At 66.4% G+C, this 20,687-nt stretch carries 24 protein-coding genes; 10 read left to right on the top strand and 14 right to left on the bottom strand.

What is annotated here, in order from left to right; all coding sequences use genetic code 11:
* Positions 1-835: TRAP transporter large permease subunit (locus WBB14_RS21795; RefSeq protein ID WP_424241676.1), on the top strand; the 835-nt coding region annotated here is incomplete at its 5' end.
* Positions 836-878: 43 nt separating this feature from the next.
* On the opposite strand, the gene WBB14_RS21800 is transcribed toward WBB14_RS21795, so the two are convergent.
* Positions 879-1,337: a bleomycin resistance protein gene (locus WBB14_RS21800; protein ID WP_424241677.1), complete on the bottom strand. Its 459-nt coding sequence runs from the start codon at positions 1,335-1,337 to the stop codon at positions 879-881.
* A 39-nt stretch (positions 1,338-1,376) separates the two neighbouring features.
* Positions 1,377-1,892, bottom strand: coding sequence for a GNAT family N-acetyltransferase (locus tag WBB14_RS21805; protein WP_424241678.1), 516 nt, complete (start codon positions 1,890-1,892; stop codon positions 1,377-1,379).
* Positions 1,893-2,018: 126 nt separating this feature from the next.
* Between WBB14_RS21805 and WBB14_RS21810 the strand changes: the two genes are divergently transcribed.
* Together WBB14_RS21810 and WBB14_RS21815 are read left to right on the top strand one after the other, a co-directional pair.
* Positions 2,019-2,549 carry a MarR family winged helix-turn-helix transcriptional regulator gene (locus WBB14_RS21810; RefSeq protein WP_424241679.1) on the top strand — a complete coding sequence of 177 codons (531 nt, stop codon included), beginning with the start codon at positions 2,019-2,021 and terminating at the stop codon, positions 2,547-2,549.
* A complete protein-coding gene (locus tag WBB14_RS21815; protein WP_424241680.1) occupies positions 2,546-3,325 on the top strand; it encodes a HEAT repeat domain-containing protein in 780 nt (259 codons plus the stop codon). The genes WBB14_RS21810 and WBB14_RS21815 overlap by 4 nt, the downstream gene beginning before the upstream one ends.
* Before the next feature lie 46 nt (positions 3,326-3,371).
* On the opposite strand, the gene WBB14_RS21820 is transcribed toward WBB14_RS21815, so the two are convergent.
* Entirely contained in the window at positions 3,372-4,121 is a 750-nt protein-coding gene (locus WBB14_RS21820) for an SDR family oxidoreductase (RefSeq protein WP_424241681.1), read from the bottom strand.
* A gap of 173 nt (positions 4,122-4,294) precedes the next feature.
* On the opposite strand from WBB14_RS21820, the gene WBB14_RS21825 reads away from it, so the two are divergent.
* Positions 4,295-5,092, top strand: coding sequence for a DUF169 domain-containing protein (locus tag WBB14_RS21825; RefSeq protein ID WP_424241682.1), 798 nt, complete (start codon positions 4,295-4,297; stop codon positions 5,090-5,092).
* Here the strand turns inward: WBB14_RS21825 and WBB14_RS21830 are convergent.
* Entirely contained in the window at positions 5,053-5,997 is a 945-nt protein-coding gene (locus WBB14_RS21830) for a LysR family transcriptional regulator (RefSeq protein WP_424241683.1), read from the bottom strand. The genes WBB14_RS21825 and WBB14_RS21830 overlap by 40 nt on opposite strands.
* 106 nt (positions 5,998-6,103) lie before the next feature.
* Between WBB14_RS21830 and WBB14_RS21835 the strand changes: the two genes are divergently transcribed.
* Positions 6,104-7,282, top strand: coding sequence for a CynX/NimT family MFS transporter (locus tag WBB14_RS21835; protein ID WP_424241684.1), 1,179 nt, complete (start codon positions 6,104-6,106; stop codon positions 7,280-7,282).
* Between the two features lie 60 nt (positions 7,283-7,342).
* A complete protein-coding gene (locus WBB14_RS21840; RefSeq protein ID WP_424241685.1) occupies positions 7,343-8,017 on the top strand; it encodes an HAD family hydrolase in 675 nt (224 codons plus the stop codon).
* A gap of 55 nt (positions 8,018-8,072) precedes the next feature.
* Here WBB14_RS21840 and WBB14_RS21845 read toward each other — a convergent pair whose 3' ends face one another.
* From WBB14_RS21845 to WBB14_RS21880, 8 genes are all read right to left on the bottom strand, one after another.
* Complete coding sequence (locus WBB14_RS21845; RefSeq protein ID WP_424241686.1) at positions 8,073-9,032, bottom strand: DMT family transporter; 960 nt, start codon at positions 9,030-9,032, stop codon at positions 8,073-8,075.
* Positions 9,033-9,114: 82 nt separating this feature from the next.
* The gene (locus WBB14_RS21850; protein WP_424241712.1) at positions 9,115-9,939 is read right to left on the bottom strand and encodes an AraC family ligand binding domain-containing protein; all 825 of its coding nucleotides are present in this window, start codon (positions 9,937-9,939) and stop codon (positions 9,115-9,117) included.
* A gap of 99 nt (positions 9,940-10,038) precedes the next feature.
* Positions 10,039-11,316, bottom strand: a complete 1,278-nt coding sequence (locus WBB14_RS21855) for an RNA polymerase sigma factor (RefSeq protein WP_424241687.1) — start codon at positions 11,314-11,316, stop codon at positions 10,039-10,041.
* The gene (locus WBB14_RS21860) at positions 11,313-11,720 is read right to left on the bottom strand and encodes a VOC family protein (RefSeq protein ID WP_424241688.1); all 408 of its coding nucleotides are present in this window, start codon (positions 11,718-11,720) and stop codon (positions 11,313-11,315) included. Before WBB14_RS21860 ends, WBB14_RS21855 begins: the two co-directional genes overlap by 4 nt.
* An 18-nt stretch (positions 11,721-11,738) precedes the next feature.
* Positions 11,739-12,278 carry an SRPBCC family protein gene (locus tag WBB14_RS21865; RefSeq protein WP_424241689.1) on the bottom strand — a complete coding sequence of 180 codons (540 nt, stop codon included), beginning with the start codon at positions 12,276-12,278 and terminating at the stop codon, positions 11,739-11,741.
* Positions 12,279-12,315: 37 nt separating this feature from the next.
* Complete coding sequence (locus tag WBB14_RS21870; RefSeq protein WP_424241690.1) at positions 12,316-12,726, bottom strand: YciI family protein; 411 nt, start codon at positions 12,724-12,726, stop codon at positions 12,316-12,318.
* Between the two features lie 407 nt (positions 12,727-13,133).
* Positions 13,134-13,487, bottom strand: coding sequence for a YciI family protein (locus WBB14_RS21875; protein ID WP_424241691.1), 354 nt, complete (start codon positions 13,485-13,487; stop codon positions 13,134-13,136).
* 120 nt (positions 13,488-13,607) lie between these two features.
* Positions 13,608-14,036, bottom strand: a complete 429-nt coding sequence (locus tag WBB14_RS21880) for a YybH family protein (RefSeq protein ID WP_424241692.1) — start codon at positions 14,034-14,036, stop codon at positions 13,608-13,610.
* 160 nt (positions 14,037-14,196) lie between these two features.
* Here WBB14_RS21880 and WBB14_RS21885 point away from each other — a divergent pair, with 160 nt between their 5' ends.
* Positions 14,197-15,930, top strand: coding sequence for a SulP family inorganic anion transporter (locus WBB14_RS21885; RefSeq protein WP_424241693.1), 1,734 nt, complete (start codon positions 14,197-14,199; stop codon positions 15,928-15,930).
* A gap of 25 nt (positions 15,931-15,955) precedes the next feature.
* On the opposite strand, the gene WBB14_RS21890 is transcribed toward WBB14_RS21885, so the two are convergent.
* Positions 15,956-16,588: a LysE family translocator gene (locus tag WBB14_RS21890; protein ID WP_424241694.1), complete on the bottom strand. Its 633-nt coding sequence runs from the start codon at positions 16,586-16,588 to the stop codon at positions 15,956-15,958.
* 100 nt (positions 16,589-16,688) lie between these two features.
* Between WBB14_RS21890 and WBB14_RS21895 the strand changes: the two genes are divergently transcribed.
* The 3 genes from WBB14_RS21895 to WBB14_RS21905 all read left to right on the top strand — a co-directional run bounded on the left by WBB14_RS21895 (position 16,689) and on the right by WBB14_RS21905 (position 19,573).
* Complete coding sequence (locus tag WBB14_RS21895) at positions 16,689-17,141, top strand: Lrp/AsnC family transcriptional regulator (protein ID WP_424241695.1); 453 nt, start codon at positions 16,689-16,691, stop codon at positions 17,139-17,141.
* 205 nt (positions 17,142-17,346) lie between these two features.
* Complete coding sequence (locus WBB14_RS21900; protein ID WP_424241696.1) at positions 17,347-18,789, top strand: DUF1254 domain-containing protein; 1,443 nt, start codon at positions 17,347-17,349, stop codon at positions 18,787-18,789.
* 10 nt (positions 18,790-18,799) lie between these two features.
* On the top strand, positions 18,800-19,573 hold the full coding sequence (locus WBB14_RS21905; RefSeq protein WP_424241697.1) for a hypothetical protein: 774 nt from the start codon (positions 18,800-18,802) through the stop codon (positions 19,571-19,573).
* Here the strand turns inward: WBB14_RS21905 and WBB14_RS21910 are convergent.
* Complete coding sequence (locus WBB14_RS21910; RefSeq protein ID WP_424241698.1) at positions 19,570-20,487, bottom strand: helix-turn-helix domain-containing protein; 918 nt, start codon at positions 20,485-20,487, stop codon at positions 19,570-19,572. The two genes, WBB14_RS21905 and WBB14_RS21910, sit on opposite strands and share 4 nt — an antisense overlap.
* Positions 20,488-20,687: the final 200 nt, after the last annotated feature.

Below are 20,687 nucleotides of genomic sequence, written 5' to 3' on the forward strand. Positions count from 1 at the left end.
GGGCACGCCGGCCGCGCCGCCAGCGGCGGCGCCAGACGCATCCGCCGCCGCCCAGACGCCAGCAGCCGCCGACGAGGGTATCGCCGCGCCGAAGGGCTTCTGGATCTTCGCGGCCATATGCGCGGCAGTCCTGGTGCTGTTCTATGCGATGCTGACGTGGGCGCGCATGGAAATCTTCAAGATGCTGATGGCCTCGTTCTTTCCGCTGGCCGTGATGATCGCGGCGGTGCTGGGCTCGATCGCCTTCGGCCTGGCCACGCCCAGCGAAGCCGCCGCCATGGGCGCCATGGGCGGCGCGATGCTGGCGCTGGCATATCGGCGCCTGAACTTGCCGGTGTTGAGCGAAGCCGTGTTCCTGACAGCCAAGACCAGCGCCATGGTGTGCTGGCTATTCGTCGGCTCGTCCATCTTCTCGGCAGCTTTCGCGCTGCTGGGCGGGCAGCGCATCATCGAGGAATGGGTACTGTCGCTGGGACTGTCGCCGCTGCAGTTCCTGCTGCTGGCGCAAGTCATCATCTTCCTGCTGGGCTGGCCATTGGAGTGGACCGAGATCATCGTGATCTTCATGCCCATTTTCGTGCCGTTGCTCAACACCTTCGGCATAGACCCGCTGTTCTTCGGGCTGCTGGTGGCGCTGAATCTGCAGACGGCGTTCCTGTCCCCGCCGGTCGCGATGTCGGCCTTCTACCTGAAGGGCGTGTCGCCGCCGCACGTGACGCTGAACCAGATCTTCCTGGGCATGATGCCCTTCATGGGCATCCAGGTGGTGGCGATCTTCCTGCTGTACGTGTTCCCGGGCATCGGCATGTGGCTGCCGACGGTGCTGTACCGGTGAGGGGTGGAGGCGGCTGGCGCGCCGCCTCTCCAACTGCAGTGGCTTAGGCCGCCGGCGAAACGTCGCGCCTGCCCAGGCCCGCCGAATAGCGGATGAGATAGCCGTCGGGATCCTGCACCAGGAACTGGTGCACGCCGACTTCGGCCGTTCCGGCGCGGTACCACTTCTCTTCGGGTTCCATGTACAGCGGCCAGCCGGCGCCGCGCAAGGCGTCGACGATCGGCGTGATCGCGGGCACCTCGATCTGCAGATTGATCCCGCGCCCCAGCGGCGCTTCCAGCGGGCCGGTGATCCAGTTCCTGCCGTGGCCATATTCCTCCAGCATGACCTGCGAGCCATTCTTGTCCAGATAGGCGAACTGGTCTTCCGGGCGGTCGTAGGCTATCGAGAACCCGCAGAGCCCGCACCAGAAATGCAGGCTCTTGTGGATGTCGGACACCAGCAGCTCGGGCACGACGCGGGCGGCGGAAAATTCGGACGCGGGAAGCACGGGGTAGTTCATGGCGGATATCTGTAGGAATGACGCAAGGGCGGGCGGCGATCAGGGCCGCAATGACAGGCCGGATTCGGCGGCAGGACGGGGCAGTGCATAGACGATGGTTTCGCGGCCGTAGTGGCGTTCGCGCGCCCGGAACGTAAAACCCAGTTTTTCCAGGACACGCACGGAGGCTTGGTTGTCGGGCCAGACAACCGCGACGAGTTCGGCCACCTCAAGCTCGCGCCAGGCGTACTCGCACAATTGCTTCGCTGCCTGGCTGGCATACCCTCGTCCCCAAGCTGCGCGTTGCAGCCGATAGGCAAGCTGGATGCTGTCCGTGCCTGCCAGAGGGACCAGGCTCACCCAGCCCGCCGCGGCGCCATCGATCTCGATCGCCCAATGGCCCAGCCGGGTCAGCGGTTCGCGCAGCCATGCCAGCAGCTCTTGCCGCCGTGCCTGGTCTGCCGGTTTGACGCCGGTGCTGTAGCGCATGACCTCGGGATCGGATTCCATGGCCAGCAGCATGGGGATGTCATCTTCCTGCATGCGGCGCAGGTTCACGCGGATGGGTAGGGGCATGGATTCAGTCGTCCAGTGCTTGAGGTAGCCAGGATGATAGCGGTTCGAATCGGCGTGTCCGTCTTGCGGGAATATGGTTAGGCGCCTTATTATTATTGCATTGAGAATCACAGGGGCAGATTACCCATGCAAGACAGCCAACACATGCTGGAACCCAAGCACCGCGCGCTGCTTGAAGTCGCTGCCAAACGCGGACTGCCGTCGGCGGACGGGATAGGCCTTTGCTTTCAGCTGCTGTCGCTGGCCAAGGCCATCGACCGGGATTGCGCCGCCCGGCTGGCGCCGCGCCAATTGTCGGAAGGGAAGTTCGTGCTGCTGTTCCTGCTGCACGAGCAGGCTGACGGCATGTCGCCGCACGAGCTGGCCGATGGCGCGGGCGTCACGCGGGCCACGGTCACGGGCCTGCTGGACGGTCTGGAGCGCGATGGCTTCGTCGCGCGGCGCGCCGGCAAGGATGACCGGCGCAAGATCATCGTCAAGCTGAGCGCCAAGGGACGGGCCGAGGCAGGCAGGCTCTTCGAGGAACATACCGACTGGATAGGCTCCTTGTTCGCGGGCTTGAGCCCAGCGGACCGGGCGAGTCTGCGCGTGCTGCTGGGCAAGATCTGGCAGGGCACCGACGCGGGCAGTGCTGCGGGGCAGGAGGCCATGGAATGAGCAAGAAGACACCCGCCGCGCCGACGGGCCGGGGCGTGAAGGACATCAGCGCCGATCGCCTGGCGCAGCTGAACGCGGGCGAACCGGCTGGCAATCTGACCGAATGCCTGGCCGTGGACTTTGCCGAACTGATGCAGGCGGCCGCGCCGCAGGTGGGCGCCGAGGCTGTTGCCGCTTTGCGCGCCCAGGCTGCGATGGGGATTTCCAAGCGCATGGCCGCGGCGGCGCGGATCCTGCACGAAGGGCTGGGGGTGGACGCCTTCAAGCCACTGCGCAACCACCGTTCGGATACCGTGCGGGGCTGGGCCTGCTTCATGGTCGGCGCCATGCCGGACCTGAGCTTGAAGCAGCGGCTGGCGCTGATCCGGCCATTGGCCGACGACGCGCATTTCGGCGTGCGGGAATGGGCCTGGCTGGCGCTGCGCCCGCAGTTGGCGGCCGAGCTGGACACGGCGCTGGAGCTGCTGCGGCCCTGGACGGCGGATTCCTCCGAACGCGTGCGCCGCTACGCCAGCGAGTCGCTGCGGCCGCGCGGGGTCTGGTGCGCGCACATTGCGGCCCTGAAAGCCGATCCCGGCAGGGGGCTGCCCCTGCTGGAGCCGCTGCGGGCCGACCCGGCCGTCTACGTGCAGGACTCGGTGGCGAACTGGCTGAACGACGCCAGCAAGGACCAGCCGGACTGGGTGAGGGAGGTATGCGCGCGCTGGTCGAAAGGCAAGCCGGCCGAGGCGACCGAACGTATCTGCAAGCGCGCGCTGCGCTCCATCGGAGCCTAGCCGCTGGCCCGGCAGATACGCCCGCGCCAAGCCGGCCGGCCAGGGCCTACAACTGGCTCATGCCCCCGTCCGCAATGATCTCGGTGCCGACGATGAAGGCGGACTCGGGCGAGGCCAGGTGCAGCACGGTCGAGGCGATTTCCTGCGGCGTGCCGAAGCGGCCCAGCGGCACCTGGGCGCGGATGCTGGCGGCGGTCTTTTCCAGCGCGGCGGCGTCCAGGCCCAGCTTGTCGTAGATCGGCGTGGCGACGGGGCCAGGGCTGATGACGTTGACGCGTATGCCGCGCGGCAGCAGTTCCGCCGACAGGGTCTTGGCCAGGGAGATCAGCGCTGCCTTGCTGGCGGCGTAGATCGATGAGGCGGGCATGCCGATGCGGGCGTTGATCGAGCCGTTCAGCACGATGGACGCGCCCGGATTGAGCAGCGGGTCCAGCGCCTGCAATTGAAAGAAGGCGCCCTTGACGTTGGTTGAGAACGTCTGGTCCCAGAGCGCCTCGGTGGCTTCGGCCAGGGGTGCGAATTTGGCCACGCCGGCGTTGATGAACACCGCGTCCAGGCGGATGCCGGCGTGGCGCAATTCGGCCGCCAGCGCCGCAGGGGCACCGGGCGCGCCGGCGTCGTTGCGCAGCGCCAGCGCATGCGTACCCAGGCTGGCGCGCACCTGCTTCAGCACTGCCGCATCGCGGCCGGTAACGACCACGCGGGCGCCTTCGGCGGCGAAGGCCTGGGCCGCGGCGAGGCCGATGCCGCTGGTGCCGCCGGTGACCAGGACGGTCTTCTGTTCGAAACGGTTCATGGTGGGCTCCTTGGAAGCCGGGGAGTGTCCTGCGCGCTTGCCGTTGGCGGGATCGCCGCATTCCACGATAGATCAATCAAGGGCCCGGCGGGCGATTCGTTATAGTCATTGCTGACCGCGATCAATCTGCGGCAATGCGGCAAAGTCCGCGCACAACAGTCCAAGGGACGGGCATGGAAGAGACGAAACAGAACTGGGCATCGCTGGTCGATGAACTGAACAAATTGCTGCGCCTGAAGACCACGGTCATCGGCATGAAGCTCTACGAGCGCGAAGAACAGATGGCGGCGGTAAAGGGCCTGCGGCGGCCGCAGGCCACGCACACCACCGACCAGGTCGTGGGCATGGCCGCCCGGCTTGGCTGGACCGTGGGGATCACGGGCGACGACCTGGTCGGCGCCCAATGCCGCGCCGTGATCGGCCTGGGGCCGCAGGACCAAGCCTGGAAGCGCGGCGAGGACTACGTGGGCGTCTGGCACGCCACCCAGGAAGACGCCCAGGCGCGCCAGGAGGCGCTGTCCTGTGTGCCCGCGGGCAAGTATCGCGGGCTGGTGGTGTCGCCGTTGGCCTCGGGCCGGCTGGACCCGCCGGACATCTGCCTGATCTATGCCACGCCGGGCCAGATGATCATCCTGATCAACGGCCTGCAATGGAAGAACTACCGCCGCTTCGACTGGAGCGTGGTGGGCGAGACGGCCTGTGCGGACTCCTGGGGCCGGGCGCTGGCCACCGGCGAACCCAGCCTGTCCTTGCCTTGTTACGCGGAGCGCCGCTACGGCGGCGTGCCTGACGAGGAAATGCTGATGGCCCTGCCGCCGCGCTACCTGCCCATCGCCATCGAGGGCATGAAGGCCTTGTCGGCCAACGGCCTGCGTTATCCGATTCCGCCCTACGGCATCCAGAACGACGTGCGCGCCGGCATGGGCGTGAGCTACGCGCGCCCGCCCGCGTCCCCGGCATCCAAGCCCTGATGCGCCCCGGCGCGCAAGGCGGCCGCCAGCACGCGGGCAGCCGGTCCCAGGGGCTGGTCGATGCGGTTCGCCAGATAGGTTTCGCTGGCCACCTGGCTGCCGCGGCCCAGACTGTCGGTCGGCAGGCGCAGCAGGCGGCCTTCGGCCAGGTCGCGCTGTACCTGCCAGAACGGCAGCCGGCCCCAGCCCACGCCCGCCAGGATCAGGGCGTGCTTGGTGTCCTGGCCGCTGACGCGGCAGGTCTGCGGCGACAGCACCGCGAAGTCGCGGCCCTGGGTCAGGGAGGATGGGTCCATTTGCACGATCTGCACATGATCGGCGAGTTCTGCCGGACCCAGCGGGATGTCGGCGGCGACGCGCTGCGCCAGCGCATGCTCGGCGCCGACCACCGCCACCATCTGCACGGACGACAGCGCCTGCAGCACGATGCGCGGATTGCGGAAATGGTCGCCGGCGACGATGGCCATCATGTGGCTGCGCGTCAGCAGGGCTTCCACCGGGCCGCCCAGGGGCAGTACCGAGACCCGGACGGCGACGGACGGGTAGGCGGCGCGCAGGGCGTTCAGGGCGGCGCCCACCTCGGCGATCGGAAACAGCGTGTCCACCGCCAGCGACAGCTCCAGCTCGACGCCTTCGCCCAGGCCCTGGGCGCGCGCGCGCATGGCGTCCACGCGCAGCAGGATGTCGCGGGCGTTGGCCAGCAGCGCAGCCCCTTCTGGCGTCATCACGGGCCGGTGGCCGCTGCGGTCGAACAGCGTCACGCCCAATTGCGCTTCCATATTGGCGATGGCGTGGCTGACGGCCGATTGCACCCGCGACAGGCGGCGCGCGGCCGCGCGGAAACTGCCGGCGTCGGCGACGGCGGCGAATACACGCAACTGGTCCAGGGTCAGGGCGTCTATCATCTTGCCGGCTGATCTATCAAATCGATCAAGTACATCAAAAGATTATCACTTACCGGGATCGGTTTGCGCTGGCATCCTGGCTGGGTTGAAGCAAGGGGAGACTGGAATGGGCAAGGAAGGAACGCGCTGGTCGGCGGTGCTGGCCATCGTGGGGGCGGGCGTGGTAGCGGCGCTGCAAGTGGGCAAGGTCATCATCGCCGCGCCCTTGCTGCGCCAGGACATGGGGCTGGACCTGGCCTCCATCGGAGCGCTGGCCGCGGTGTTCTCGATCCTGGGCCTGGTCGGCGGGATCGCGGCCGGCGGGGTCATCAACCGCTACGGCGCGCGGCGCATGTTGCTGGCGGGCTTGGTGGCGACGGCGGCGGGCTCGGTGATGGGCGCGATGGCGACGGCCTATGGTGTGCTGCTGGCCTCGCGGGTGGTGGAGGGGCTGGGCTTTCTGATGATTACCGTGGCGGGCCCAGCGGCCCTGCAGCGCATGGTGTCGGCGTCGACCCGTGACTTCGCCTTCGCGCTCTGGAGCTGCTATATGCCGGCCGGCATGGCCATTGCGATGCTGGCCTCGCAGGCCTTCAGCGGCTGGCAGGCCTATTGGTGGTGCGCGGGCGCGGCGGTGGTGGTGGCGCTGGTATGCGTGGCGGCGTTGGCGCCGGCCACGCAGGGCGGCGCCAGCCTGTCCTGGCGGGGCTTGCGGCAGGACACGGTGGATACCATGGGCGCGCCCGGCCCCCGTTTGCTGGCGCTGTCGTTCACGCTCTACAGCCTGATGTTCTTCGCGCTGTTCACCTTTCTGCCGGTGCTGCTGACCGAACAGCTGGGACTGCCGCTGGCGACCGCCGGCTTGTACAGCGCCATTGCCAGCGCCGCCAACGTGGTCGGCAACCTGGGCGCGGGCGTGCTGCTGGCGCGCGGCTGGCGGCGTTCGACGCTGATCGCCTGCGCCAGCCTGATCATGGGCGCGGTGGCGCTTTTGATTTTCCGCTCGGTGCTGCCGGCCATGCCCACCTTCCTGCTGTGCGTGCTGTTCTCCGCAGTGGGCGGGCTGATACCGGCCACGCTGCTGGGTACGGCGCCGTTGCTGGCGCCGCGGCCTGCGCTGACGCCGGCTTCGGTGGGACTGGTGATGCAGGGCAGCGGCCTGGGCCAGGTGATAGGCCCGCTGGCGGTGGGCGGCGCGATCGACCGCTATGGCTGGTCGGCCGCCTCGCTCATCGTGGCCGCGGCCGGGCTGGGCGGCGTGTTCCTGGCATGGCGCCTGCGACGGCTGAAGGGTTCGGGACTGTAGACGGCGCGCGGCTGTCACGAGGCCGGCCTATCATGGCAGTTCATCCACCGTGGAGCCATCATGCATACGCCTGCCCCCAGCCTGGTCATCTTTGACTGCGATGGCGTCCTGATCGATAGCGAGATCATCGCGGCGCGCGCCCAATCGCGGGCCTTGGCCGCGCATGGCATCGCCATCACGCCCGAAGAGGCCGCGCGCCGCTTTGCCGGCATCCCCGACGCGGACATGTGGCAGACCCTGCAACAGGAAAACGCCCGCAGCCTGCCCGAAGGATTCGCGCGCGAATACGCGGACGGGCTGGACGCCACGTTCCGCCAGGAACTGCGGGCGTTGCCCGGCGCGCTGGAGACGGTGCGCGCGCTGCGCGAGCGCGGCCTGCAGGTTTGCGTGGCCTCCAGCAGCACGCCGCCCAAGCTGGCGGCGGCCCTGCAGCTGGTCGGCCTGTGGGACCAGTTCGCGCCCAACGTATTCAGCACGGCGCAGGTGGCGCATGGCAAGCCGGCGCCGGACGTCTTCCTTTTTGCTGCCCGGCAGATGCGCGCGGCGATCCTGGATTGCGTGGTGGTCGAAGACAGCGTGCCCGGGGTGCGGGCCGCCCGCGCCGCGCGCATGCGCGCCATCGGCTACGTGGGCGCCTCGCACAACGGGCCGGACCAGGGCCAGCGGCTGTTGGACGAGGGCGCCTCGGACGTCATCGACGATTTGCGCCGGTTGCCGGACTTGCTGTTGCCCTAAGGCCTTGTGCCACACAGCCTGCGTCCGCACTTGCGGGACGCGGCATCAAGCGGCGTCAAGCAGCCGCGGGCAGTGGTTCCGGCTTGATCCGCACCGCGCGCAGCACGCCCACCATCAAGCAGGCGATGCCGATCAGCGTCAGCGGCTGGGGCATCTGCCCGCGCAGGATGTAGGCATAGGCCAGCGCCGCCAGCGTTTCGAACACGATCAGCTGTCCGGCCAGCGCGGTGGGCAGGCGCTGGCTGGCTTCGTTCCAGCACAAGGTGCCCAGCCAGGACGCAAACAGGCCGATGATGGCCATCAAGGCAAGGAAGACTTCGGGCCGGGGGCCCGCCGGCATGGGAAACTCGCTGCCGGCCGCGGCCATGCCCGCCCATAGCAAGAGGTAGCCCGCCAGCGCCAGCGGCAGGGTTGCGACGCCCTGGGCAGTGGCCCAGGTGCGCGGGCTGCGGCCGGGGTGGGCGCGCAGCCAGTCCGCGTTGCGCAGCGGATACCAGGTCCAGCACGCCACCGCGCCCAGCGCCAGCAGCGCGCCGATCGCATAGCGCGACATGTCGGCGTCCGGCTCCTGGCGCAAGGCCTGCAGCTCCACGTGGTTGACGCAGGCGATGCCCAGGGCGATCAAGGCCAGCGGGGGCGCCAGCCGCTTCCATGGCAGCCGGCCGTCGCGCCGGGCGTTGCGCAGGTTGGCGCTGATGGCGATGACGACGGGCAGGGTGCCGATGATCATGGTGGGCACGGGGCCGCCGGCGCGCTGGATGGCGCTGGCCAGGCACAGGTAGTAGAGCAGGTTGCCGATGGCGGCCAGCTTCAGCGCCTCGATCCAGTCGGCGCGCTGGAGCTGTCGCAGTCCGCGGCGGTCCAGCCAGGCCAGCGGCAGCGCGATCAGGCCGAACGCCAGGTAGCGCGCCACGGATTGCAGCGCGGCGGGATATTCCGGCAGCAGCAGGGGCCCCACGAACACCAGGCCCCACATCAGGCCGGCGGCCAGGGCGTAAAGGGTTCCAGCCCACATGCGACGTCGCTCCAGGTCACGAATGGCGGCAGTCTAGCCAGCGCGCGGGCGGCGCGTCTTGTACCAGATTGCTGCGCGGGACTCAGGCGCGGACTTGTTTCTGATAGCGCGAGGGCGTGACGCCGTAGCGGCGGGAAAAGGCGCGGGTCAGGTGGGCCTGGTCGGTCAGCCCCGAGGCCAGCGCGACCTGGGCGGGAGGCTCGCCCGCGGCCAGCCGGCGCTTGGCCTCGAACAGCCGCAGCGCCATCAGCATCTGCTGCGGCGTGGCGTGGTACTGCGCCTGGAAACTGCGCAGAAAATGAAAGGGGCTGAGTCCGGCCACGGCCGCCAGTTCGTCCAGCGTCAGGCGGCGCGCCAGATGGGCGCGCAGGTAATCGATGACGGGCGCGAAGCGCGGCGAGCCTTCATCGCGGGCCGCGTGCGGCACGCGCGCATGGCGGCGGAATTCGCCCAGCAGCGCGTACAGCGCGCTGTCGAAAGCCAATGGCTCGCGCGCCTGCCACAAGGTGTCCAGCAGCGTGGTGACGCGCTGTGCGCCGGCGGCGTCATGGCCGACGGCCGTATCGAACCACCAACCGCTTTCGCCGGTCACGCGGGCCACCACGTCCGGGTCCAGGTAGACCATGCGGTAGCGCCAGCCGCCCTCGGTTTCGGCGCGGCCGGTATGCAATTCGTCGGGATTCATCAGCACTACCGATCCCGAAGGCGCCAGATGCTCCGCGCCGCGGTAGCGGAAGCGCTCGACGCCGGCCTCGATCGCGCCCAATCCGTAAGCTTCGTGGGTGTGGGGCTCGAAGGCGTAGCGGATGATATGGGCGCGGTACAGCTCCACGCCGGGCAGGTGCGCCGCCTGGCGGAACTCGGCCCGGTCGCCGGGATGCTCGAACGCCTGCGGCACGCCCGGCATGACGGGCGCGGCAAGGTCGGACGGGGCATGGTCAGCGGCGCGCATGGCTGAATTTAAGCATGCCGGACCGCGGCGCGGCGCGCGTTTGGGCCGCGGCGGCTAGGAACCGGACATCTCCCGCGCCCGCGCCAGCAGCAGTTCCCGTTCGCGCGCGTTGCGCGTCATGCCGGCCGCGCGTTCGAACTCTGCACGCGCTTCGGCCTTGCGTCCCAGCTTGGCCAGCAGGTCGGCGCGCACGCTGGGCAGCCAGTGGTAATTGGCCAGCGCCGGCTCCTCGGCCAGATGGTCAGCCAGGTCCAGCCCGGCCTGGGGGCCGAACGCCATGCCGACGGCGACGGCGCGGTTCAGTTCCACCACTGGCGACGGCATGGCCTGCGTCAGCGCGTCGTACAGCGCCACGATGCGCGGCCAGTCGGTCTCCTCGGGCGTGCGCGCGCGGGCATGGCAGGCGGCCAGTTCGGCCTGCAGGGCGTAGGGGCCGCGCGGGGCGCCCAAGCTGTCCGATAGCGCCAGCGCCGCCAGTCCGCGCCGGATCAGCAGGGGATCCCAGCGGCCGCGGTCCTGCTCCATCAGCAGGACGGGGCGGCCTTGCGCGTCGGTGCGCGCATGCAGGCGCGAAGCCTGCAGCTCCATCAGCGCCGTCAATCCGTGGACCTCGCTTTCGCCGGGCGCCAGCTGGGCCAGGATGCGGCCCAGGCGCAGCGCTTCGTCGCACAGCGCGGGACGCATCCAGTCATCGCCCGAGGTGGCCGAATAGCCCTCGTTGAAGATCAGGTAAATGACTTCCAGCACGGACGCCAGGCGCGGCGCCCGCTCTTCGGCCTTGGGGACTTCAAACGGCACGTTGGCGGCGGACAGGCTGCGCTTGGCCCGCACGATGCGCTGCGCGATGGTGGACTCCGACGCCAGGAAGGCGCGCGCGATCTCGGCCGTGGTCAACCCGCCCAGCAGGCGCAGGGTGAGCGCCACGCGCGCCTCGGTGGACAGCAGCGGATGGCAGGCGGTGAACACCAGCCGCAGCAGGTCGTCGCCGATGTCGTCCTGGCGCGCGGCGTCCAGCGCGTCGACGAAGTCGGGCTCGACGTCGGCCTGCAGCGCCTCCAGCTCGTGCCCGATCTGCTCGTGCTTGCGCGTATGCAGCGCGTCCAGCCGCAGCCGGTCGCGCGCGCGGTTCTTGGCGGTAGTCATCAGCCACGCTCCCGGGTTGTCCGGCACGCCGGTTTCGGGCCAGCGTTCCAGGGCGGCGACCAAGGCATCCTGCGCCAGTTCTTCAGCCAGCCCGACGTCGCGCACCAGGCGCGCGACGCCGGCAATGACGCTGGCGGCCTCGATCCGCCAGACCGCCTCGATGGCGCGATGCACGGCCGCCTGCGTCATACGTTGGGCACTTCGCCAGGAACCATGTACACCAGCTCCCAGACATGGCCGTCCAGGTCCTCGAAGCCGTGGGCGTACATGAAGCCGTGGTCCTGCGGCTGGCGCGGGGCGGTGCCGCCGCCGGCGAGGGCGCGCGCCACCTGCTCGTCCACTTCGGCGCGGCTGTCGCAGGACAGCGCGATCAGCACCTCGGTGGTCTTGTTGGCGTCGGCCACCGGCTTGCCGGTGAAGGTCTGGAAGAAGTCCTTCACCAGCAGCATGACGTAGATGTTCTCGCTCACGACCATGCAGGCGCCCTGGTCGTTGGTGAATTGCGGATTGAAGCTGAAGCCCAGGCCCTTGAAGAAGGCCTGCGATTTCTGCATGTCATTGATGGGGAGGTTGACGAAGATCTGGTTGTGCATGATGTTCCCGCTTCCTTTTTAGTGTGTGTCCTGGCGCCTTTCTGCCAGGGTCTTGAGGTTGGCCAGCCCGTCTTCGAAATCCTTCCCGACCATGCTGTCCATGTTGAAAAAGAGGTGCATCAATTTGGCGATGTAGTTCAGCCGGCCTTCCATGGCCCAGGTGACTTGCGTGCCGTCGCCAGCCGGCGCCAGGGTGAAGTTGACCTGGTTGACGGCGGAGAAGGGCTTGATGAAGGTCAGCCGCATGGCCACCGAAGCGTCCGGTACGGCGCTTTCGATCTGCATCTGCCCCACGCCCACTTCCTTGCTTTCCCATGCGTAGGTCGCGCCGGGACCCGCCGTCACGGCGCCATAGGTGCCTTTGATGGCGGGGTCCTTCTTTTCGTAGGGATTCCAGGTGTTGAAGGCGTGCAGGTCATTGATCAGGGGAAACAGGCGCGCCGGCGGCGCCTGGATCCGCGCGCTGCGTTCGACGCGGAAGGTGTCCGGGCGCGTGGCCGCGTAGGCCAACACCAGCGCGATGGCGGCCAGGACGATGAGCAGCAGGGTTTTCAGCATGAATGAAGTCCGTTGATGGTGGGGGTGGCGAGCGTGCTCATTGGCCGTTGCCGGGTATCCGCCGGTAGCGTTCGACGCCCTCGCTGGGGCCGAACTCGTCCAGCTCGAAGACCTGGCGCACTTCGACGGCGCAGGGCTGGCCGGGAAAGGGCTCGGGAAAGCGCAGCGCCCATTGCATGGCTTCCTCGCGCGACCGCACCTGGATCATGGTGTAGCCGGCGATCAGCTCCTTGGTGTCGGCGAACGGGCCGTCGACGATCTTGCGCTGGCCCTGGTCGTACTGCACCCGCCAGCCCTTGGACGAGGGATGCAGTCCGTTGGCGTCCAGCAGCACCCCGGCCTTGGCCAGGGCTTCGTGATAGGTCGCCATGGCGCCAAGCAGGCTTTCCTGCGGCATTACGCCGGCCTCACTGTCCGGCGTGGCCCGGACGATGATCATGTATCGCATTCCTGAGACTCCTCGATTCAGAAAAACACAGCCCGAGGGTGGGCTTGTACTGGCACGACGAACGGCAAGACGCGAAATCGACAGAAGAATGATGGACCTAGGGTAAGTACCAGGAAAATCAGTCCGTACACGGTTACAAAGGCACAGCCCTGGTTGCAGCCCGCGCCCATAGACTCGCAGCGTCTACAACTTCAAACACCGATATGAAAATCCTGTGCAGTCTTGCCTTGCTGGCGTCCTTGCTGACGGGCTGTGCCGTCTATACCCCTAGCGGCGCGGTCATCGTCGATCCCCACGACGGCGGCGGCCGTGGCGGCTTCTGTCCGCCGGGCCAGGCAAAGAAAGGGAACTGTTGAATCGTATGACCGGCGCGCGCGCCAGTCGCCGCTCCGCCATGGGCCTTGCGCCTACATGAAGCAAGGGCCCAGTTCGCGCACTTCCACCGTGGCCCATTGCGCGGCCGGACACTCGGCCGCTAACGCCAGCGCTTCTTCTCGGGTATCGCAGTTCAGCAAGAAGAAACCGCCTATCATTTCCTTGGCTTCGGCATAAGGGCCGTCCAGCAGGGAGCGTTCGCCGTCGCGGATCTGCAAGCGCACGGCTTCCGATTCGGACTTCAGGGATTCGGCGCGGACCAGCAGGCCGCGCGAGCTCAGGTCTTCCGCGTAGCGCACCATTTGCGCGTAGGCTTCGCGGCCCTCTTCGGGCGTGCGCTGGGCGCGCTGGCCCACCGGTTCGACGATGAAAAGCAGATAGGACATGGGATCTTCCAGTGCGGACTGCTGATAAGGTTCGCCAGATTACCGCTATTTATTGCGCCGGCGCCATTCCCGCGACGGGTGCCGCAGAGGTGTTCTTTGTAAGCAGAGGTAGATGGGAGCTCAGCCGCCGTCCCTCAGCACCGGCACCCCCGTACGGGGATTCACCAGCGTGACGTTTTCCAGCGCCTTGATGCGCCACTCGCCGGCCCGCCGCGTCAGCACGGCAAGAATCAAAGTGTCCACCGCATGCGCGCCTGCGGGATGGGCCGCGCCAGCCGCCAGGCGGCTCCAGAAGTGCACGATAGCCGCGTCGTCGCCGACCGGCGCCACGTCGATGAGTTCGTTCGCCAGCGTGGAGTCGCTATAGATGGTGGCGTGGATAGGCGCATGCATCTTGACGATCTCCCCGGCGCCGCGCACATAGTGGCCGAACCGGTTCACGAAGGTCGCGTCCTCATGGAACAGCGCGCCCAGCGCCTGCATGTCGTGGTCGTTCCAGGCAGCCTGGAACGCGCGGGGGGCGTCTTCGGGATGGTTCATCTGCGTCATGTGGACTCTTGCCTGTGTTGGGATGAAGGAAGGACGCCGTCTGGCGCGCCGTCATGGATGGCCACAAGAATGAATAATGCGTCAGACTACGGAATCGGCGCTACCGGATTTGCAGCCTGACACCATCTGCCGACCCCCTCGCGCATACTACGAAGATCCCATGGCATCCCACACTCCCGCTATCAAGGATGTGCCCGCTGGCTGGCTGCGCTGGCTGCCCGGACTGGTGGTACTCAGGTCATACCAGGCCGCCTGGCTGCCCAAGGACCTGGCCGCCGGCCTGGTGCTGACCACCATGCTGGTGCCGGTCGGCATCGCCTATGCCGAAGCTTCCGGCGTCCCAGGCGTTTACGGCCTTTATGCCACCATCATTCCGCTATTGGCCTATGCGCTGTTCGGCCCCAGCCGCATCCTGGTGCTGGGGCCGGACTCCGCCCTGGCCGCGCCCATCCTGGCGGTGGTGCTCAGCGTTTCGGAAGGCGATCCCATGCGGGCGGTGGCAGCGGCCAGCCTGATGGCCCTTGTCGCCGGGCTGTTCTGCATCGTGATGGGGCTGTTGCGGCTCGGCTTCATCACCGAGTTGCTATCCAAGCCGATCCGCTACGGCTACATGAACGGCATCGCGCTGACGGTGCTGGTCAGCCAGTTGCCCAAGCTGTTCGCCATCTCCATCGAGGACGCCGGTCCGCTGCGCGAACTGATGCAGCTGGGGCAGGCCGTGTACCAGGGCCAGACCAATTGGTACAGCTTCGCGGTCGGGGCGGCGACCCTGGCGGTGATCTTGCTGCTCAAGCGCTTCGAACGCGTGCCGGGCATCCTGATCGCGGTGATCCTGGCCACGCTGGCGGTCAGCCTGTGGCATCTGGATTCCCAGGGCGTGAAAGTGCTGGGCGAGATTCCGCAGGGACTGCCCAAGTTTGCCTTGCCATGGCTCAGCAACGCGGACCTGGTCAAGATCGCGCTGGGCGGCTGCGCGGTCGCGCTGATCGCGTTCGCGGATACCAGCGTGCTGTCGCGCACCTATGCCGCGCGCACCAAGACTCGGGTGGATCCGAACCAGGAGATGGTGGGCCTGGGCGTGGCCAACCTGGCGGCGGGCTTCTTCCAGGGCTTTCCCATCAGCAGCAGCGCGTCGCGCACGCCGGTGGCCGAGGCGGCGGGTTCGCGCACGCAGCTCACGGGCGTGGTGGGCGCGGTTGCCGTTGCGGGCCTGTTGGTGGCGGCGCCCAGCCTGCTGCGTTACCTGCCGAATAGCGCGCTGGCCGCCGTGGTGATTGCAGCGGCCATCGGCCTGTTCGAATTCAAGGACCTGCGGCGCATCTACCGCATCCAGCAATGGGAGTTCTGGCTGTCGATGGCGTGCTTTACCGGCGTCGCCGTATTCGGCGCCATTCCCGGCATCTGCCTGGCCGTGGTCCTCGCCGTCATCGAATTCCTGTGGGACGGCTGGCGCCCGCACTACGCCGTGTTGGGCCGGGTGCCCAACCTGCGCGGCTACCACGACCTGAAGCGCTATCCGAATGCCTCGCTGATCGACGGCCTGGTGCTGTTCCGCTGGGACGCGCCGCTGTTCTTCGCCAATGCCGAGCTGTTCCAGCAACGCCTGATGGAAGCCGTGGACGCCTCGCCCACGCCGGTGCGCCGGGTGGTGGTTGCCGCCGAACCGGTCACCAGCGTCGACGTCACCTCGGCGGACATGCTGCGCGAACTGAGCCGCAGCCTGGCCCAGCGGGGCGCCGCGCTCCACTTCGCGGAAATGAAGGACCCCGTGCGCGACAAGCTCAAGCGCTTCGAATTGACCGAGGTATTCGGCGACGAGCGCTTCCACCCTACGGTGGGGAGCGCGGTGGACAGTTATCTGGAAAACGCTGGCGGCGGACATCCAGGAGACTAGACCCGCGTGCCGGAAACCCTGGGGATCAAGCCAGCAAGACGGCGATCTGCTCCCCGAAAAGGATCAGCGCGATGACGATCATGGCCAGGCCCGAGAACTGGCTGACCCTGCGCGCCGCCGCCGGCCGCGTTTGCAGGATCGCCTTGGAACCCAGCCCCACCAGCGTGTAGATCACGGCGCAGTTGAGGATCTGCAGGATGCCCAGCGCGGTGATCTGCGTGGAAATCGGCCACGCGCCATCGCGGCTGGTGAACTGCGGCAGCAGGGCCAGGAACAGCAGGATGGCCTTGGGATTGACGCCGCTGACCGCGAAGCCGCGAGCGGCCCAGGCCATCCAATGGCCAGAGGCTTGCGCATCGCCCGCCTGGGGCTCGGATGGATGGGCCAACACATTGGCGCCCAGCCACAGCAGATAGGCCGCGCCGGCCAGGGTCAGGACGGTGAGGATGGCGGGTTCGCTCGCCACCAGGGCGCCTATCCCCGCCGCGACCACCATGGTGATCATCAGATAGCCCGTCAACATGCCCGCCACCGCGGGAAGCACCGCTTTGTCCCGCAAGCCGGCGGATATGGCATACGCCCAATCCGCGCCCGGGACGACAACCAACGAAAGCGAAACAAGCCAAAACGCCACCAGATTGCCGGTTTCCAACTGCATACCCCAAATGAACCACAGGCGGGGAATGTTATCGGCGATGAGCGGGGAAGTGCTCCCGCTATCTACCGGAAAAATCCCAGCTTTGAGTAAAATCTCCCGCATGGATGACTTAGATAGAAAAATTCTTGCTGAGCTGCAGCAGGACGGCCGCATTTCCATCACGGACCTGGCGGAACGGGTCGGTTTGAGCCTGTCTCCCTGCCACCGGCGGTTGCGGGCGCTGGAAGAGGCGGGCGTGGTCAACGGCTACGGCGCCAACATCAATCTGGCGGCGGTCGGGCTGAATTTCTCGGCCATCGTGTTCGTCACGATGCGCGAAGGCAGCAGCGACAGGGTGTCGGCGTTCGAAGCCGCCTTGCGCGACATTCCAGAGGTGGTGCAGGCGCAGCGGCTGTTCGGCGACCCGGACTACATGCTGCACGTCGTCACCCAGGACTTGCCGGCGTTCCAGGCGCTCTACGACCGGGTGCTGTCGGCGCTGCCGAGCGTGCTGCGCTTGCGGTCGACGCTGGTGATGAAGAATGTGCTGCGGAACCGGCCAGTGCCGCTGTGAGGCCTCGGGGGCTGACGGCGGGGTGGACCGCAAGATTTGAATCCAATCAGAGGAGCGCAGCTGCGACAGTCCGTGTGGCGCAAAATGAGTGGCGACCCGATTTCCCTTCTCCTACGCTGCGGGTGTTTCTTTCTTGGCTGGGCAATGGCCGTCCAGGTTTTATATCTGTTCCACGTTTTTTAAGTAATCCTGTCGGAGCATGTGAATGAAGCTAACACGTCGAGAATTCAATGCCGGTGGCGTCGCTTTGCTGGCAACCGCCACCCTGGGCGCTTCCGCGCGCGCGGCCGATGGCCTGGTCGCCAATTTCCCGGAGGGCGATGAACAATTTGGGTTGGCGACCGAAGCCTATATTTATGCTTATCCCCTGGTGACCATGGAAATGACCCGGCGGGTTATCACCAACGTCGCGGAGCCGAAGGGTACCCGGGCGCCCATGGGGCATCTCATCAAGCTGCGCCAATATCCCGACGCCAAATTCCGGGACGTGACCGCGCCGAACGCCGACACCCTCTACACCACGGCTTTTTTCGATGTGGGCGACGAGCCCTGGGTCGTCAGCCTGCCCGACCTGGACGACCGCTACGCGCTGTTCCCGATGCTTGATGGTTGGACGACAGTGTTTGACGTGCCAGGAAAACGCACCACGGGCACCGGTCCGCAAACCTTCGTCGTGACGGGTCCAGGCTGGGAAGGGGCGGTTCCTTCAGGCATGGCGCAATACAAGTCGCCGACCAGCATCGTGTGGCTGTTGGGCCGCATCTATTGTTCAGGTACGCCGGAAGACTATGCCAAAGTCCATAAGCTGCAGGACGAAGTAAAGCTTTGTCCCCTCAGCGTTTGGGGTAAGAACTGGAATCCGCCCAAAGGCAAGGTCGATCCCGCCATCGATATGAAAGTGTCCGTTCGCGACCAGGTCAACAACATGGACGCGATCGGATACTTCACCTTGTTTGCCGAGTTGCTGAAAAGAAACCCGCCGAGCGCGGCGGACGCGCCCATGGTGGCGAAGCTGGCTTCGATGGGTATCGTTCCTGGCCAGGACTTCGACAAGACCAAGCTCGATCCCGCCCTTGCCAAACGTGTCCCGCAGGTCGGTTTCGGACGGATCATGACGCACTTCAAGTCCAGCGGCGGTGACATCCAGGACGTCGACGGCTGGGGATTCACGACGAAGACGGGCATTTATGGCACCAACTATATCCAGCGAGCCCTGATCACCGCGATTGGCCTGGGCGCCAACCGGCCCCAGGATGCCATCTATCCCACCTCCCTGAAGTCGGACACCGGTGCGATCAAGCGTGTCTACAACGGTTCTGAAAAGTACGTGCTGTCGTTCAAGAAGGGGCTTACGCCGCCGGTTTCCGGATTCTGGTCATTGACCATGTATGACGCGGACTACTTCTTTGTCGATAACCCGCTCAACCGCTATTCCATCAGCGCGCGCCAGCCGCTGAAAGCAAAAGCGGACGGCTCGATCGATCTGCTCATCCAGCACGAATCCCCCGGCCCCGGCCTGGAATCGAACTGGCTGCCGGCGCCCAAGGGAGAGTTCATCCTGATGATGCGCCTCTATTGGCCCAATGAAAGCGACCCGTCGATCATCAACGGCTCCTGGACCATTCCGCCGGTAAAAAGAATCAGCTGAACCGCTAGCGATGAAAAAGAAAATCACTGGCTGCCTGGTTTGCGGGTTGCTCTATGCCGGCTCGGTCGTGGGTGCGGAACGGGAGGCTGCCGTGGCAGACTCCCAGCCTTCCAGCGAATGGAAGTTCTCGGTCACTCCGTATTTCTGGGCAGCCGGACTGTCGGGCAAGACATCTCAGTCGCGTTCGCCCGTCATCGATTTCGACGCGGGGTTCGACAAACTGTTCGATAACCTCGACTTTGGAGCCATGCTGATCGGCGATGCGCGCAAGGGGCGCTACAGTATTTTCGGCGATTTGATCTATACGAAAATCGGTTCGCAAGGCGATACGCCGCACGGTATTCTGGCCACCAGCGCAGACGTGCAGACTTCGACGTTTGCGGGGCTCATCGGTGTGGGCTATTCCGTTCTGGAAAATTCACCCCACCAGCTGGATGTCGTGGCGGGCTTGCGGGTCTGGTCGGTCGATACCGACGTCACGCTGAAAGGCGCGCATCTGAATGGCAGGAAGACCAGCGACGGCGCCACGTGGGTCGACGGACTGGTGGGAGTGCGAGGGAACTACGTATTGACCCAGAAGTTCTACATCACCGGTTGGGGCCTGATCGGCGCAGGCGGCGCGGATGCGGACTGGGATGTCGGGCTCGGCATCGGCTACAACATCAGCAAGAGCGTATCCGCGGCCGTCGGCTACCGCGCCCTGGGCGTGGATTACAACCGCGGTGGTTTCAAGTTCGACGCCGTGCTGCAGGGGCCGATGGCGGGCTTGACCATTCGCTTCTAGCCTGCCTTCTGGCCCAGCCGATATTCATGCGGCGCCACGCCCGCGGCATTGCGAAACGCGCGGGCGAAATTCGCTGGACTGGAGTATCCAAATTCCGTTGCAATCTCGGTGATCGAAGCATTCGTCCCCGCGAGCAATTCCTTCGCGCGCCGCATGCGGATGACGTTGACGAGTTCCCTGAAGTCGGAGCCGCTATCGCGGCGCAGCACCCGTTGCAGCGTGCGCACGCTGCTGCCTAACGCTCGCGCCGTACTGTCGATCGATACGACGCCGCTTTGAACCTGCGCGCGGATATGCGCGACGACCACTCCCAGAAAGTTTCCCAGATCGGCAGGTTCCAGAAGCACCCGTGCGACGTCTTCGATCGTCACCAGACGCGACCGAATACCCGCCTTGGCCGGGCGTTGCAATAAGCGGGCGTCAATGCAGACGGATACGGCTTCGGTCTCGAACACGACGGGGCACAGGAAAGCATCCTCGAAAGGGGCGGATGCCGCTGGACGGCGTATGTCCAGTTCAATCTGAATGGGAAGAAAGGCCGATTCCAGATAAGCGCGCAGAACGCTGAGCAACACGACCGCGGTGCCGCTTGCAATATGCGCGTAGCCGCGACGGCCCCGCATGGCGTGGAAATAGCTGATTCGAGCAATGCCTCGGTCTATCGTGAGCTGCAACCGGTCTCCCGTGCTGTGATAGCCCAATGAGGACGCGGCCCGGGCAACCGCCTCGCCCAGATTGTCGGCAGCCAGAACATATTCTCCCCAGCGGCCATAGGTTGTCAGCGACAGACGCGGGGCGGCAAGCAGGCCCAGGTTGGCCTCTCCGGAACGCCGTTCGATCTCCCACAGGAAGTCTGTCATGACGACTTGAGGAATGAAGCATTCCTGGTTCTCGATCAGCTCGATATCAAGCATCACGGCTTCCTTGGCATACCTCAAAACCCTGTCGCCGAATGCATGCCTCACCAGGCCGGATACGCCTGCCAAGGTCGTGACTGATTTCACGGGAGGAGCCAGAACGCCGGAACCTGGATAGGGTCGACAGGACGCTGGCGTCAAATGAGTGGTGACTTGGTTCACTTCTGACTACCTTTGCCATGTAGTTGCGTGAAACC

The organism is Achromobacter sp. (assembly GCF_049647645.1).
Classification (GTDB): Bacteria; Pseudomonadota; Gammaproteobacteria; order Burkholderiales; family Burkholderiaceae_B; genus Achromobacter.